The 15,595-nt window shown below is 64.4% G+C and carries 13 protein-coding genes; 1 reads left to right on the plus strand and 12 read right to left on the minus strand.

Annotation, left to right across the window (positions count from 1 at the left end):
* Positions 1-107 precede the first annotated feature (107 nt).
* From murB to mraZ, 12 genes are read right to left on the minus strand one after another with little or no spacing between them, the layout of a single operon-like run.
* Entirely contained in the window at positions 108-1,073 is a 966-nt protein-coding gene (gene murB / locus C9427_RS18110) for a UDP-N-acetylmuramate dehydrogenase (RefSeq protein WP_107650500.1), read from the minus strand.
* A complete protein-coding gene (murC, locus tag C9427_RS18115) occupies positions 1,070-2,476 on the minus strand; it encodes a UDP-N-acetylmuramate--L-alanine ligase (RefSeq protein WP_107650501.1) in 1,407 nt (468 codons plus the stop codon). The genes murB and murC overlap by 4 nt, the downstream gene beginning before the upstream one ends.
* Positions 2,476-3,600: an undecaprenyldiphospho-muramoylpentapeptide beta-N-acetylglucosaminyltransferase gene (murG, locus tag C9427_RS18120; protein ID WP_107650502.1), complete on the minus strand. Its 1,125-nt coding sequence runs from the start codon at positions 3,598-3,600 to the stop codon at positions 2,476-2,478. The genes murC and murG overlap by 1 nt, the downstream gene beginning before the upstream one ends.
* A gap of 1 nt (position 3,601) precedes the next feature.
* A complete protein-coding gene (gene ftsW, locus C9427_RS18125; RefSeq protein ID WP_107650503.1) occupies positions 3,602-4,753 on the minus strand; it encodes a putative lipid II flippase FtsW in 1,152 nt (383 codons plus the stop codon).
* Positions 4,753-6,153 (minus strand): UDP-N-acetylmuramoyl-L-alanine--D-glutamate ligase, encoded by a 1,401-nt coding sequence (gene murD, locus C9427_RS18130; protein WP_107650504.1) that lies wholly within the window; start codon positions 6,151-6,153, stop codon positions 4,753-4,755. The genes ftsW and murD overlap by 1 nt, the downstream gene beginning before the upstream one ends.
* An 8-nt stretch (positions 6,154-6,161) precedes the next feature.
* Positions 6,162-7,244, minus strand: a complete 1,083-nt coding sequence (gene mraY, locus C9427_RS18135; protein ID WP_097575393.1) for a phospho-N-acetylmuramoyl-pentapeptide-transferase — start codon at positions 7,242-7,244, stop codon at positions 6,162-6,164.
* 25 nt (positions 7,245-7,269) lie between these two features.
* A complete protein-coding gene (locus tag C9427_RS18140) occupies positions 7,270-8,703 on the minus strand; it encodes a UDP-N-acetylmuramoylalanyl-D-glutamyl-2,6-diaminopimelate--D-alanyl-D-alanine ligase (protein ID WP_107650505.1) in 1,434 nt (477 codons plus the stop codon).
* Positions 8,700-10,154, minus strand: a complete 1,455-nt coding sequence (locus C9427_RS18145; RefSeq protein ID WP_107650506.1) for a UDP-N-acetylmuramoyl-L-alanyl-D-glutamate--2,6-diaminopimelate ligase — start codon at positions 10,152-10,154, stop codon at positions 8,700-8,702. Before C9427_RS18145 ends, C9427_RS18140 begins: the two co-directional genes overlap by 4 nt.
* A gap of 54 nt (positions 10,155-10,208) precedes the next feature.
* The gene (locus C9427_RS18150) at positions 10,209-11,963 is read right to left on the minus strand and encodes a peptidoglycan D,D-transpeptidase FtsI family protein (protein WP_208636377.1); all 1,755 of its coding nucleotides are present in this window, start codon (positions 11,961-11,963) and stop codon (positions 10,209-10,211) included.
* The gene (gene ftsL / locus C9427_RS18155; protein ID WP_107650507.1) at positions 11,960-12,355 is read right to left on the minus strand and encodes a cell division protein FtsL; all 396 of its coding nucleotides are present in this window, start codon (positions 12,353-12,355) and stop codon (positions 11,960-11,962) included. The genes C9427_RS18150 and ftsL overlap by 4 nt, the downstream gene beginning before the upstream one ends.
* Positions 12,356-12,359: 4 nt before the next feature.
* Positions 12,360-13,391: a 16S rRNA (cytosine(1402)-N(4))-methyltransferase RsmH gene (gene rsmH / locus C9427_RS18160; protein ID WP_107650508.1), complete on the minus strand. Its 1,032-nt coding sequence runs from the start codon at positions 13,389-13,391 to the stop codon at positions 12,360-12,362.
* The gene (gene mraZ, locus C9427_RS18165) at positions 13,388-13,846 is read right to left on the minus strand and encodes a division/cell wall cluster transcriptional repressor MraZ (protein ID WP_107650509.1); all 459 of its coding nucleotides are present in this window, start codon (positions 13,844-13,846) and stop codon (positions 13,388-13,390) included. Before mraZ ends, rsmH begins: the two co-directional genes overlap by 4 nt.
* A gap of 395 nt (positions 13,847-14,241) precedes the next feature.
* On the opposite strand from mraZ, the gene C9427_RS18170 reads away from it, so the two are divergent.
* Positions 14,242-15,357 carry a cystathionine gamma-lyase gene (locus C9427_RS18170; RefSeq protein WP_107650510.1) on the plus strand — a complete coding sequence of 372 codons (1,116 nt, stop codon included), beginning with the start codon at positions 14,242-14,244 and terminating at the stop codon, positions 15,355-15,357.
* Positions 15,358-15,595: the final 238 nt, after the last annotated feature.

Here is a 15,595-nt window from a genome sequence, read left to right on the forward strand (position 1 = left end):
TTTCCGTGAAAACGGCCATAAAAATTGCGTTGTGAGTCTTTGACGCAACGGTCGCGCGGTGATTCACATCGTTTGAAGTTCAAGTATTACATGAACATCAGGCCGCGCTAAAGCAATTGCCCCAGAAACTCTTGTACCGCATGCCCCGGCCGGAACTCGCCGATGCGCTTGATTTCCCATTGCAGCCGGATGCCTGAATTCTCGAGCACGCGCGTGCGCACCGTCTCGCCGAGATATTCAAGGTCGTAGCCGGTCGCGGTTCCGGTGTTGATCATGAAGTTGCAGTGCATCGGCGACATCTGCGCGCCGCCGATCATCAGCCCCCGGCACCCCGCCTTGTCGATCTCCTTCCAGGCCGAGGTGCCTTCCGGATTCTTGAAGGTCGAGCCGCCGGTCTTTTCGCGGATCGGCTGCACGGTCTCGCGATGGTGCTGGACGGCATCCATCGCCGCCTTGATGGTGGCCTTGTCTTCCTGCGTGCCTTCGAACACAGCCGAGGTGAAGATTAGCCCGGAAGGTGCCGCCGAATGGCGATAAGCGTAGCCCATATCGGCGTTGCTCAGCGTGTGCGCATTGCCCTTGCGGTCGAGCGCCCGCACCTCGACGACGCGCTCGCGCGTCTCGACGCCATTGGCGCCGGCGTTCATCCGCAGCGCGCCGCCGATGGCGCCCGGAATGCCATGGTAGAAGTGGAAGCCGCCGATGCCCGCCTCGTAGGCGACGGCGGCAAGGCGCTTGTCGGGCGTGGCGGCGCCCGCCTTGATCGTCGTCGGGCCGATCGCCTCGGCCTCGCCAAAACCCTTGGCCGAAAGCCGGATCACGAAGCCCGCCACGCCGCCGTCGCGCACCAGAAGGTTCGAGCCGACGCCGACGATGGTCAGCGGGATCTCTTCGGGAACCGCTCTCAGGAATGCGGCGAGATCGTCCTCGTCCGCCGGCTGGAACAATGCGTCGGCCAGTCCGCCGGCGCGAAACCAGGTGATCTTGTCCATCTCGGCATTCGGCGTGATGCGGCCGCGCAGGCCGGCAAGCCGGTCGCCAAGCTTGTCGATCAACGCCTGGCCGCGCATCATGACACGCTTCCGCCGAGTTCCCTGGGCAATGCATAGGCCCATTGGGTGATGTTGCCGGCGCCGAGGAAGACGACGAAGTCGCCTGGTTTGGCCAGATCGCGGATAACCGGCGCGATGGCCGCCGGGCCTTCGATGTAGCGCGCGTCGCGATGGCCGCCGGCGCGGATGCGCGACACCAGCGCCTCCGATGTCACCCCGTCGATCGGCTCTTCGCCCGCCGCGTAGACCGGCGCCACCATCACCGTGTCGGCGTCGTTGAAGCAGGTGGAAAACTCGTTGAACAGATCATGCAGCCGGGTGAAGCGATGCGGCTGGGCAATGGCGATGACGCGGCCCTTGGTGGCGCTGCGCGCCGCCTTCAGCACCGCCGAGATCTCGACCGGATGGTGGCCGTAATCGTCGTACACGTCGACGCCGTTCCACGAGCCGGTGTGGGTGAAGCGGCGCTTGACGCCGGCGAAGGACGACAGGCCCTTCTTGATCGCCTCCGCGGAAAGGCCGAGCTCATGCGCCACGGCGATCGCCGCCGTCGCGTTGGCGACGTTGTGGCGGCCAGGCATCGGCAGGCGCAGATCCGATATCGTCGTCTGGCCGCGCGTCTTGCGGTCGCGGATCACCACGTCGAACTCCGAGGTCGCACCCGCCATGCGGTGGTTGGTGAAGCGCACATCGGCCTGCGCATTCTCGCCATAGGTGATAACGCGCCGGTCCTCGATGCGGCCGACCAGCGCCTGCACTTCCGGATGGTCGGTGCACATGACGCCGAAACCGTAGAACGGCACGTTCTCGACGAACTGGCGGAACGCCTCGCGCACATTGTCGAAGGAGCCGTAATGGTCGAGATGCTCGGGATCGATATTGGTGACGACGGCGATGTCGGCCGGCAGCTTGAGAAAGGTGCCGTCGCTCTCGTCGGCCTCGACCACCATCCACTCGCCGTCGCCCATGCGGGCGTTGGTGCCATAGGCATTGATGATGCCGCCATTGATCACGGTCGGGTCGAGCCCGCCGGCTTCGAGCAGCGTCGCCACCATCGAGGTCGTCGTCGTCTTACCATGCGTACCGCCGATCGCCACCGCCTGGCGGAAGCGCATCAATTCGGCCAGCATTTCGGCGCGCCGCACGATGGGCAGCAGCTTTTCGCGCGCGGCCTTCAGTTCCGGGTTGGATTTCTTGATCGCGGTCGAAACGACGACCACCTCGGCGTCACCGAGATTGTCTGCGTGATGGCCGACGAAACACTCGATGCCCTTGTCGCGCAGCCGCTGCACGTTGGCGCTGTCGGCCTGGTCGGATCCTTGCACCTTGTAGCCGAGATTGTGCAGCACCTCGGCGATGCCGCTCATGCCGATACCGCCAATGCCGATGAAATGCACAAGGCCGATCGTCTGCGGCATCTTCATCAATGCGTCTCCTTCCTGAATTCCGAAACGGTTTTCTTCGACGCAATAGCCTCTGTCAGATCGGCGAGCAACCGCGCCGCATCCGGTTTTCCGGCCGATTTCGCCGCCGCCGCCATGGCGGCGAGCCGTTCCGGATCGTCCATCAGGCCGCCGACCAGCTGCGCTATGCACTCGGACGATAGCGAGGATTGCGGATGCACCTCGGCGCCGCCTGCCGCGGCCAGGGCCGCGGCATTGGCCGCCTGGTCGTGGTCGAGCGCATGCGGATAGGGCACCAACAATGCCGGGCGGCCGACCACGGCGATTTCCGAAACGGTCGATGCACCGGATCGCGACATCACCAGATGCGCCGCCGCCAGGCGCGCCGCCATGTCGGTGAAGAAGGGTGACACCTCGGCCTCGATGCCAAGCGCGGCATAGGCAGCCTTCACCTTCTCCACATCCTCGGCGCGTGCCTGCTGGGTAATCACCAGCCGCTTGCGTTGTGCGTCCGAAAGCAGCGCTATCGCCGCCGGCACGGCATCGGAAAAGAACTGTGCGCCCTGGCTGCCGCCGAACACCAGGAACCGGAACGGTTGCTTGCCCGCGGATGTACTGTAGGGCGTCCTTGCCGCCTCCAGCACTTGCGGCCTGACCGGATTGCCTGTCGTCACCGTCTTGGCGCCGGCGGCACTTGCATCCTGCGGCAGGAATCCGCCGGCAATGGCATCGACGCGGCCGGCCAGCGCCCGGTTGGCGCGCCCCATCACCGCGTTCTGCTCGTGGATCAGCGTCGGCACCTTGCGCCGCGTCGCCGCATAGAGCGGCGGCAGCGTCGGATAACCGCCGAAGCCGACGACCACGGCGGGCTTGATCCGTCCGATCACCGAGGAGGCCTGGCGCACCCCGCCCCAGATCTTCCAGAAGGCGGCAAGCACGGCGAAAGGATTTTTTGAACCCATCGTCGCCGACTGGATCGGATGGATGCTGGCTGCCGGGAACTGGCCGGCAAAACGCTCGGCACGATCGTCGGTGGCCAGATGCACCGTCCAGCCGCGCCGGTTCAGTTCGTGCGCCAGCGCCTCGGCCGGGAACAGATGCCCGCCGGTGCCGCCTGCCGCCAGAAGAACGACCCCCTTGGCCATTTCATTCCGCCGGCATGGCGCGCGTCGGCGGCGCAAAACCCATCTGCTTGCGCCGTTCCGGCCGTTTGCGCGTCAGCGCCAGCACCATGCCCATCGAGATGGCGATGGCGATCTGCGAGGAGCCGCCATAGGAGATGAACGGCAAGGTCATGCCCTTGGCCGGCATCAGTTGCAGATTGACGGCCATGTTGATGACCGACTGCAGGCCGAAAACGGTGACCAGGCCGCCAACCGCATAGCGCGTGAAATCATCCTGCTCCTTGAGCGCCGTGTTGAGGCCGCGCAGCACGATGAAGGCGAAGATGGACATAATGAAGAAGCACATGATCAGTCCGAATTCCTCGCCGGCGACCGAGAAGACGAAGTCGGCGTGGCTGTCCGGTATCACCCGCTTGACGGTGCCCTCGCCCGGCCCGACGCCGAACCAGCCGCCATTGATCAGCGCCTCGCGACCCATGTCGACCTGGAACGTATCGCCTTCGCCGGTCATGAAACGGTCGATGCGGCCGGCGACGTGCGGAAACACCGTATAGGCGGCGAACACGCCGCCAATGCCGGCAGCGCCCAGCGCGATGATCCACAGCCACGGCAATCCGGCCATGAAGAACATCACCCCCCAGGTGCCGAGCACCAGCATGGTCTGACCGAAATCCGGCTGCGCCACCAGCAGCGATATGACCAGGGCCAGCAGCAGCATGGCGAACAGATTGCCTGGAATGTCGGGCTGACGCTTGTGCTCGGCAAACAGCCAGGCGCAGATGATGACGAAGGCCGGCTTCAGGAATTCCGACGGCTGGATCGACAGGCCGGCAAACGACACCCAGCGCCGCGCACCCTTCACCTCGACGCCGATATAGAGCACCGCCACCATCAGGACCAGCGTGATGCCGAGCATCACCAGCGCCATGCGTCTGATCTGCCGCGATTCCATGAAGGAAACGGCCAGCATCACGCCAAGTGCGGGAATGGTGAAGATGATCTGCCGTGTGGCGAAGTGGAAGCTGTCGAGGCCGATGCGCTGGGCCACCGCCGGGCTGGCCGCGAAGGAGAGCACGATGCCAAGCCCCATCAGCGACAGGAACGCTGCCAGGAACCAGCGATCGACCGTCCACCACCAGGTGGCGACCGGGCTTTTGTCGAGACGGCTTTGCATTATCGTGTCCCTCCGATGGGCTTGACGCCATCAATGGCGTTCGCGGCTTGCCTGAACGCGTCGCCGCGAACTTCGAAATTCCTGAACTGGTCGAAACTGGCGCAGGCCGGCGAAAGCAGCACCACTGCCTCGCCGCCACTTTCCCTGGCCGCATCCCTTGCGGCATGCTCCACCGCCGCGGCAAGCGTGCCCGATATCTCGTAAGGCACCGCCTCGCCCAGCGTCGCCGAAAAGGCCGGCGCGGCATCGCCGATCAGATAGGCCTTGGCGATGCGCGGGAAGAAGCCGCGCAACGGCTCGATGCCGCCTTCCTTGGCCAGTCCGCCGGCGATCCAGTAGATGCGGTTGAAGCTCGACAGGGCCGGTGCCGCCGCATCGGCATTGGTCGCCTTGGAATCGTTGATGAACAGCACATGGCCCTTGCGGCCGACCTGCTCCATGCGGTGCGCCAGTCCGGGGAAGCTTTCCAGGCCCGACTGGATCTCGCCGAGCGAGAGCCCGACCTTGAGGCAGGCGGCCACGGCGGCCAGCGCGTTCTGCGCATTGTGCTGGCCACGCAGCGAACCGATGCCTTCGAGAAAGGCGACGCGGCTGAAGCGGCCATGCACCGCCTCCATCAGGTCGGTGCCACTGGCGAAATAGCCGTCGGTCAGCGGCAAGCGCTTGGAAATGCGGATGACATGCCGGCCCGCCCGCTCCAGCCGGTCGGCGATCTGGGCGCACCAGGAATCGTCGATGCCGACGATTGCCACCTCGCTACCCGCCACCAGCCGTTCCTTTATCGCGGCGTAGTGCTGCATGGTGCCATGACGGTCGAGATGATCCGGCGTCAGGTTGAGCAGGACGCCCGCGGTTGGATTGATCGAGGGCGCCAGGTCGATCTGATAGGACGAGCATTCCACGACATAATGCCGCGCCGGCTCCGGCGGATCGAGCGTCATCACCGCGCGGCCGATATTGCCGCCCATCTGCGTGTCGCGCGCCGCGGATTTCAGGATATGCGCCGTCAGCGCCGTAGTCGTCGATTTGCCATTGGTGCCGGTGATGGCGATGAAGGGTGCAGCCGGCGCCCGTAAGGTCCGCTCGCGGCAGAAAAGCTCGATGTCGCCGATGATCTCGACACCCGAGCCGCGCGCCAGCTCCACGCTCCAATGCGGCTTCGGATGCGTCAGCGGCACGCCGGGCGACAGCACGAAAGCCGAGAATTTCGTCCAGTCGGCGCCGCGCAGGTCGGCGGTCGCAATGCCGACGGCGCCTGCCTTGGCGACGCTGTCGGGATTGTCGTCCCAGGCCAGCACGTCCGCCCCGCCCTCGATCAGCGCGCGCGCCGTGGCGATCCCCGAGCCGCCGAGCCCGAAGAGCGAAACGCGTTTGCCGGCGAGGGATGCTGCGGGGATCAAGCGGCCTCCTATCTGAGCTTCAGGGTCGATAGGCCGACCAATGCCAGGATGACCGCGATGATCCAGAAGCGGATCACCACCTGGCTCTCGGTCCAGCCGAGCTTTTCGAAATGATGATGGATCGGCGCCATCAGGAACACGCGCTTGCCGGTCATCTTGAAGTAGCCGACCTGGATGATCACCGACAGGATTTCCACCACGAACAACCCGCCGACGATGACCAGCACGATCTCATGCTTGGTGGCGACCGCGACCGTGCCGATCAGCCCGCCCAGCGCCAGCGAGCCGGTATCGCCCATGAAGATCGCCGCCGGCGGTGCGTTGAACCACAGGAAGCCGAGGCCGGCGCCGATCACCGCGCCGAGAACCACCGCCAGTTCGCCGGTGCCGGGCACGAAATGGATCTGCAGATATTCGGCGAACACCGCGTTGCCGGAGAGGTAGGCAATGACGCCGAAGGACGCCGCCGCGATCATGATCGGCACGATCGCCAGCCCGTCGAGGCCGTCTGTCAGGTTCACCGCATTGCCGGCGCCGACAATGACGAAGCAGGAGAACGGGATGAAGAACCAGCCGAGATTGATGAGAAATTCCTTGGCGAAGGGAAAGGTCAGGGACGATGAGAACGGCGCCTGGCCGTTATGCATGATCACCCAGGCGGCAATGCCGGCGATGACGAATTCGAGCCCCAGCCGCGCCTTGCCGGAAAAGCCGAGATGCGATTGCTTGGTCACCTTGAGATAGTCGTCGTAAAAGCCGATCGAGCCGAAACCGAGCGTCACCAGCAGCACGACCCAGACGTAGATGCTGGAAAGGTTGGCCCACAAAAGCGAGGAGCCGACGATGCCGCACAGGATCATCAGCCCGCCCATGGTCGGGGTGCCGGCCTTCTTGAAATGCGTCTGCGGCCCGTCGGCGCGGATCGGCTGGCCCTTGCCTTGCCTGAGCCGCAGCGAGTTGATGATGGCTGGTCCGAAGATGAAGACGATCAGCGCCGAGGTGATCAGCGCCCCGCCGGTACGGAAGGTAATGTAACGGAAGACATTGAAGACCGAGATCTTGTCCGCGAAATCGACGAGCAGTGTTAACATGCGTTTCGGTCCCCCGGGACTGACCCTAGGTCTGTTTACTGGTTGTGGCTTGCGCCGGAAATTTGCCGAGCAATGCCTCGACCAGCTTTGAAAAACCGATGCCTTTCGACGATTTGACCATCACCACGTCGCCAGGCTTCAATGTCGACAACAGCACCGGTTTCAAATCCTCTGCGCCGGCGCGATATTCCGTATTGATCTCGTCTGGCAGGATGTCGGCCAGCGCCCGCATTTCCGGGCCGCCGAGAAAGACTGTGCTTGTGCCGGTGCCGACGATGAGATCGGCCAGCGCGGCATGCAGCTTCGCCGAGTGGTCGCCGAGTTCCAGCATGTCGCCAAGCACGGCAATGCGCCTGCCTTCGCCCGACACAGGCGTCGCATTGAGCAGCGCCATTGCAGCACTCATCGACGCCGGATTGGCGTTGTAGCTCTCGTCGATCAGCGTGATCGATCCCTTGGGGTGGCGCAGCACATGGCGCTTGCCGCGTCCGCGTTCGGCCGAAAGATCGGCCAGCGCCATCGCCACCCGGGCGATATCGGCGCCGACCAGATGCGCGGCGCCGAGCACCGCCAGCACATTCTGCACCATATGGCGGCCGGGCGCGCCGATACGCGCCGTGACCTCCTGCCCGCCGATTTTGGCGGTGATGACCGAATGGTCGGCATGCAGCACGCATTTGACCAGCTTGAAGGTGGCGCGGGCATTTTCCCCAAAACCATAGATATGCTCGACGCCGGCGTCCTTTGCCATCTTGCCAAGCAGCTTGGAACGCGGATCGTCACGGTTGAGCAGTGCCGCGCCGCCCGGCTCCAGACCTTCGAAAATCTCGGCCTTGGCCTTGGCGATCTCGTCGAGGTTGCGGAAGAAGCCGAGATGCGCCGCCGCGATCAAGGTGATGATGGCGACATGCGGCCGGACCATCTTGACCAGCGGCCGGATCTCGTCCGGATGGTTCATGCCGATCTCGAAGACGGCATAGTCGCAGTCGGCCGGCATCCGCGCCAGCGTCAGCGGCACGCCCCAATGGTTGTTGAACGATTGCGCCGAGGCATGCACCTTGCCGACAGCCGACAGCCCATGGCGCAGTGCCTCCTTGGTGGTGGTCTTGCCTGCCGAACCGGTCACCGCGATGATCTTGGCGTTGGAACGGGCACGAGCGGCAACGCCGAGTTTTTCAAGTGCCACCAGCACGTCCGGCACGACGATCATCGGCGCCGTCAGCCGCCCGAGCGCCGGCAATTTGCCCTCGGCGACGACCAGCACGCCGGCGCCGGCCTTAATGGCGGCGGTCGCGAAATCATGGCCGTCCATCGCCTCGCCCCTGATGGCGAAGAAAGCCTCGCCCGCCGCCAGGCTACGGCTGTCGATCGAGATGCCGGTGACACCTTCCGGCATCGGACCAAGCGGCCGTCCGTCCATGGCGGTAACCATATCCGCGGAGGTCCACAGGAAACTCATGCGGCGCGTTCCCGAAGCGCCGAGCGGACTTCCTCATGGTCGGAAAAATGCAGCGTCTCAGTACCTATGGTCTGGCCTTCCTCATGGCCCTTGCCGGCCACGATCAGCGTATCGCCGGCATGAAGCATGGCGACCGCCTCGTGGATCGCCTTGCGCCGGTCGCCGATCTCGATGGCCCCGGGCGCAGCCGCTAGGATGGCGGCGCGGATCGTTTCGGGCACTTCCGAGCGCGGATTGTCGTCGGTGACGATGACGACATCGGCGAGCCGGGTGGCGATCTCGCCCATGATCGGCCGCTTGCCACGGTCGCGGTCGCCGCCACAGCCGAACACGACGATGACGCGGCCCGTGGTGAAGGGCCGCACCGAAGCCAGCACGTTTTCCAGCGCATCCGGCTTGTGCGCGTAGTCGACATAGACCGGCGCGCCATTGGACGTCGTTCCAACGAGGTCCAGCCGGCCCGGTGCGCCCTTCAGTTTTTCCAACGCCATCAAGACCTTGGCGGCAGTTGTTCCGGTGGCGATGGCGAGGCCCGCCGAGACCAGCGCGTTGGCGATCTGGAAATCGCCGGCCAACGGCAGGTCGACTTCGTGAAGTACGCCGTCGACCTCCACCTCGGCGCGCTGGCGGTAGCGCTCGTGCTCGACCCGCTTCAGCCGCAGGAATTCGCCATGGCGACCGACCGTCAGCACGTTCAGCCCCGCCGCCCATGCCGCCTTGATCGTTGGTTCCGACCACGGATCGTCGGCAAAGATGACGGCCGGCGCGCCCTTCGGCAGCAGCGCGTCGAACAGGCGCAGCTTGGCGCGGTGATAGTCCTCGACCGTCGGATGATAGTCCATATGGTCGCGGCCAAGATTGGTGAAGCCGCCGGCGGCCAGCCTCACGCCGTCGAGCCGGCGTTGGTCGAGCCCATGGCTGGAGGCTTCCATCGACGCGTGGGTGACGCCGGCATCGGCCAATTCCTTGAGCAGAAGGTGCAAAGCGACCGGATCCGGCGTGGTCAGTGAGCCATATTCATTGCGGCCCGGCGCCACCACGCCGGTGGTGCCGATCGAAGCGGCGGCAAACCCCGACTGCTCCCAGATCTGCCTGGTGAAGGCGGCGACCGACGTCTTGCCGCTGGTGCCGGTCACCGCGACCATGGTCTGCGGCTGCTTGCCGAAATAACGGGCCGCACTCAGCGCCAGCGCCAGGCGCGGATCGTCGACAGCAAGAACCGGCACCGGCAGTCCGGCAATGGCGCTGCCCTTGCTAGCCACGATCGCTGCAGCACCCCGCCTAGCGGCATCGGCGGCATAGGCCGCGCCGTCCGCCTTGGTGCCGGCGAGCGCGAAAAAGACGACGCCGGTTTTGACCGTGCGGGAATCCGACGAAATCCCGGTAACCTCCGTATCGGGGGAAGCTATCCCCTCGACAGGCAGGACACCGGCTAAATCTTTCAGCTTCATCGAACCCCGTTCATCTCAACAAAATAGCGCGCTGTTGCCGGCGCGCCCTAAGAATCACTGATAGGAAACCAGCGTTGCACCATTTTCATGGCTGAAATCTGGCTTCACGCCAAGCATGGAAGCCGAACGTCGGATGATGTTTGCGGCCATGACGCCCGCATTCGAGGCGGCCGTGGCGCCCATGCCGGGCTTTTCGGGCTTCGGTTCGTCGGCAATCGTGAGCACGATATATTGCGGATCGTCCATCGGGAAAGCCGCGACGAAGGCGTTGAAATTCTTATCCTTGGAGTAGCGGCCGTTGACCACCTTCTCCGCCGTTCCCGTCTTGCCGCCGACGCGGTAGCCCGGGACCCTGGCATTCCTACCCGACCCCTTCTCGGCATTGAGCGCGTAGAGATAGCGCATGCCCTCGACGGTCTTTTCGCTGACCACCTTCTTGGCCACCGACATCGCCTGCTCCTGCGTGCGCGTCAGGAAAGTCGGCTCGATCAGGTAGCCGCCGTTCATCAGCGCGGCGCAACCGACCGCGGTCTGCAGCGGCGTCGTCGACACGCCGTGGCCGAAGGCGACCGTGATCGAAGTGACCTGTTTCCAGACCTTGGGCTCGGTCGGGCGGGCGACCTCCGGCAATTCGGTCTGCATCTTTTCGAGGATGCCCAGGCGATGCAGGAATTCGCGATGCCCGTCGATGCCCACCGCTTCGGCCTCCTTGGCCGAGCCGATGTTGGAGGAATAGATGAACACTTCCGGCACCGACAGCACCCGGCCCTTGCCATGGAAATCATGGATGGTCTGATGGCCAATCCTGATCGGACGGCTGGCGTCAAAACGGCTTTCCATCGTTACCTTGCCAGAATCGAGCGCCATGGCGGTGGTGAAGCTCTTGAAGGTCGAGCCCATCTCGTAAAGGCCGGCCGACATGCGGTTCAGCCGGTCCTTGTCCTGCGCGTTATAGGGATTGTTCGGATCGAAGTCCGGCACCGAGGCCATCGCCACCACTTCGCCGGTCTTGACGTTGAGCACGACGGCGCCGGCCGCGATCGCACGGTACTTCTCCATGCCGGTGGCGATCTCGTCGCGCACGATATGCTGGACGCGCAGGTCGATCGAGAGTTGCACCGGCTTCAGATCCTTGGCAATTGCCAGGCCCGAGGCCTGAAGGTCGCTCAGCCCCTGTTCGTCTATGTACTTCTCCATGCCGGAGATGCCTTGATTGTCGATATTGGTGAGGCCGACAATGTAGGACGAGGTCTCGCCGGCCGGGTAGAAGCGGCGCTTTTCGGTGCGAAAGCCGATGCCGGGGATGCCGAGTTGCATGATGTCGGACTGCTGCTTGGGCGTCAGTTGCCGCTGCAGCCAAACGAAGCCTGCGCCGCTCTTCAGCTTGTGATAGGTCTGCTCGTAGTCGATTTCGGGAAGCACCGTCGACAGTTTTTCGATCGCCTCGTCTGCGTCGACGATGCGGCGCGGCTCGGCAAACAGCGATGCCGTCTTGATGTCCGTCGCCAGAACCTCGCCATTGCGGTCGACGATATCGGGCCGCGACGCCGTCACCCGGCTCTGCGGACCGCCGGACAGATCGGGATTCTGGAAACCGAGATAGACCAGCCGCCCGGCAATGGTCGCATAGATGCCGAAGAACACCGCCATCGTCATCACGACGCGGGTCCTGCCCTTGCCCCCGGTCGCCTTGCGGGCGCCTTCGACGACGATCGAGCCGCCTTCGCCGGACGCGCGGCGCCCCAGCAGCCTCGGCGGAAGTCTGGCGATCGTTGCAAGTCGGGAAATCATTGGAAGTCTGGCGATCATTGCACGATGCCCCCGGTGACGACGGGATCCTTGCCGTCCAATGATCCTTTGCCGGAATTGTCGGCCATGCCGCCGAGGCGCTGGGACGAAAGGTCCTCTATGTTGACCGGCTTGGCCGGCAGGTCGTCCAGGCCGACGATCTGGCGCGCGTTGACCGGCTCCAGGCCAAGCTGCGATTTGTAGATCTCGGTCAGCTTCTGCAGGCGCGCCGGCTGGGTCAGCAGGCTCCAGTCCGCCTTCAAGAGGTCGATCGTGTCCTCCTCGTAGCGGATCTGCGCCTGGACCTTGTGCACCGCCGCCAATTGTTCCTCGGCCTCGCGCTTGGTCTTGTAGGTCAGAGCCGCGGCCGAGACCATGACGGCGATCAGGACTATGTCGCTGGTACGAAACACGTGCTCACCTCTCTCCCGGCCGATTGGCGCCGGGAAGTTCTGTGCTGGGAAGTTTTGGCAGGCCGAAAATCGCAAAGTCGCCGGCGCGCGCCGGCGCCTCGGTGCGGATGGCGGCGCGCAGCCTTGCCGAACGCGCCCGCGGATTGGCCGCTATCTCGGCATCGCCGGGCGTCACCCCGCCGCCCGCCTTGCGGAAGGTGGCCAGGCGCGCCTGCGCCTCGGGCATATGCCGCGACCCGGTCACCTTATCGGCGCGGTCGGCGATGAAGCGCTTGACGATGCGATCTTCCAGCGAATGAAACGTCACCACGGCCAGTCGCCCGCCCGGCTTCAGCACGCGCTCGGCCGCGAACAGCGCCTTGGCCAGTTCGCCGAGTTCGTCATTGACGAAGATGCGCAGCGCCTGGAAGACGCGGGTCGCCGGATGGATCTTGTCCTTGGGGGCGCGGCCGATATGCGTCTCGATGGCATCGGCAAGATCGAGCGTCCGCTCGAACGGGCGTTTTTCGCGGTGGCTCTCGATCATGCGGGCGATGCGGCCGGCATGGCGCTCCTCGCCGAGGAAACCGAAGATGCGGGCAAGATCGCCCGCCTTGAAGGAGTTGACGACATCGGCGGCACTCAGGCCAGCCTGCGCCATGCGCATGTCGAGCGGTCCGTCGGCGCGAAACGAAAAGCCGCGCTCCGCCTGGTCGATCTGCATCGAGGAGACGCCGATATCGAGCACCACGCCGTCGGCGCTTTCGACCTGCTCGTCCAGCATCGAGAATGGCGCGTGGACAAGCCGGAGCTTGCCGTCCGACCGTGCTTCGAGGTCCCGTCCCGCCGCGATCGCATCCGGATCGCGATCGATGGCCACGACCGAGGCGCCGCTCGCCAGAATGGCCCTGGTGTAACCGCCGGCGCCGAATGTGCCATCGACGATCACCTCGCCGGCCTTGGGCGAAAGCGCCTCCAGCACCTCGGCAAGGAGGACCGGAATGTGGCGGGCCGGTCCGCCAACGGCGTTGATATCATCGCCGTGACCCGCCATCATTCCGGTCGCTCCCCGGGCTTCGTCCCCTGCCGAAGCTGCAAAAGCCGCGCGCGCGCTTCCGCCCCGTAGGTTGCAAGCCGCCCAGGCTCCCAGATCTGAAAGAAATTGCCGCGACCGACAAAGGCCACTTCCGCCGATATGCCTGTGTGCTCGCGGATGAAATCGCTCATTGTGATGCGTCCGTCCTGATCGAGTTTCAGGAACGTCCCGTCGCCATGGCAGAAGAACGACATGTCGTCCGCCGTCTGCAGGAAGGGGTCTTCCTGGGCGATGCGCTGCTCGTAGCGGTCGAGCAGGTCGAGCCCGCCGACATCCATCGCCGGACGGTCCAGGCAACGCAGCGCATAGAGCTCCGAATAGCCACGCTTCTGCACGACCGCGCGGAAATGCGCCGGAACGGACACTCGTCCCTTCGCATCGATCCTGTTCACCGCGTTCGACAGAAACCGGTCCATTACGCGTTACAGCTGCTTGCGCCGCCGCACCCCTCTGCATTTTGCCGTCCGCGCCGCCGCAGCGCGGTCCCCGCCCGAAATCCATGCCGCTCCGAGGGGTGAAAGCGGGCAAACGCGCAGCCGCCGCGGCTGCCCGATTGGCGTACGCTTCACCCTGACGCGGAACGAAGGCTTGAATATCGATATGGGATATCATGGGGCATTATGGGCGTCAACGGGAACAGGCTTCATAAACGCGCGCGCCACAACCGGTGAGAGCGACTTTGACGGCACTCCCGTGTTTATCCTCCATTAAGCCTAACGAAGCGTTTAGAGCCGCTTGGCCCAACCGGACGCCGCTTGCTGCAGGCCGTGACCTGACGGTAGGGTCCGCTGCAGAAACAAGGTTTGAATCGATGTCTGAAACAGCCAGGTCACGCGCTGCGGCACTTCCTCACCTGCGTCGCGGTGGGCTTGCCAAGGGCGATCCAATTCCCTTGCCCTTGACCATGGCCGCCATTTTTCACACACCGGGCGATGCTGCGGGCCTTGATGAATACGGCCGATACGACAATCCTACCTGGAGGGCCGTCGAGCACATGCTGGCGCATCTGGAAGACGCGCCATGCGTCGGCTTTCCCTCGGGAATGGCCGCGATCTCGGCGGTGTTTTTCGGATTGCTCAAGGCAGGCGATCGCATTTTGCTGCCCGCGGACGGCTATCACACCACAAGGGCGCTGGCCGATCGCTTCCTGAGGTCTTTCGACATTGCCTACGATGTCCGCCCGACATCGAGCTTCCTCGACGGCGGCTTCGACGGCTATCGCCTTGCTTTCGTCGAGACCCCGGCCAATCCGGGACTGGACATCTGTGACATTACCGCTGTCGCCGAAGCCGTGCACAAAGCGGGCGCAATCCTCGCCGTCGACAACACGACGATGACGCCTTTCGGCCAGCGTCCCCTCGATTTCGGCGCCGATATCGTCATTGCCGCCGACACCAAGGCGCCCAACGGCCATTCCGATGTGCTGTTCGGCCATGTCGCCAGCCGCAATGCGGACATCATCGCCGCGGTTTCCGGTTGGCGCGAGGTGTCGGGCGCCATTCCCGGCCCATTCGAGGCGTGGCTGGTGCATCGCGGCTTGGAAACGCTCGACGTGCGCTTCGACCGCATGTGCTCTTCGGCGGAAGTGCTGGCGCGGCGGCTGCAAGGTCACAAAGCGGTCAGCGGCCTGCGCTATCCCGGACTTGAAGGCGACCCGTCCCACAATCTTGCCCGCGCCCAGATGGAGCGCTTCGGCTTCCTCGTTTCCTTCGTGCTGGATTCAGAGGACAAGGCCGAGGATTTCATCAACAATTGCGCGCTGATGCAGGCGGCAACGTCCTTCGGCGGCGTCCACACCTCCGCCGAGCGGCGGGCGAAGAGAAGCGACGTCGTACCGCCAGGCTTCGTCCGTCTGTCGGTCGGCTGCGAGCCGGTCGAAGAGCTTTGGCAGGCAATCGAGGCTTCGCTGGATAGGCTTGGCACCTGAACGGACCGGTCACGAATTGAGGTCGTCGGCCGCGATATTGGGTAGTGTCTCAGTTTGAAATAAGCGGAATGATCAGCACGGCGACGACTTCGAGGAGGGGGATTACCACGTAGGTGGCAAGAAAGCCGGCAATCCACATCCCGATTTTGACCAGTCAGGACGGATGAGGGGTCGCCTTCCAAGCGAAAAATGCGCTTGCGACGCCCAGACCCAATGCGACAATGCCAATGATCGGAGA

This window comes from Mesorhizobium helmanticense (assembly GCF_003034915.1).
GTDB lineage: Bacteria > Pseudomonadota > Alphaproteobacteria > Rhizobiales > Rhizobiaceae > Mesorhizobium > Mesorhizobium helmanticense.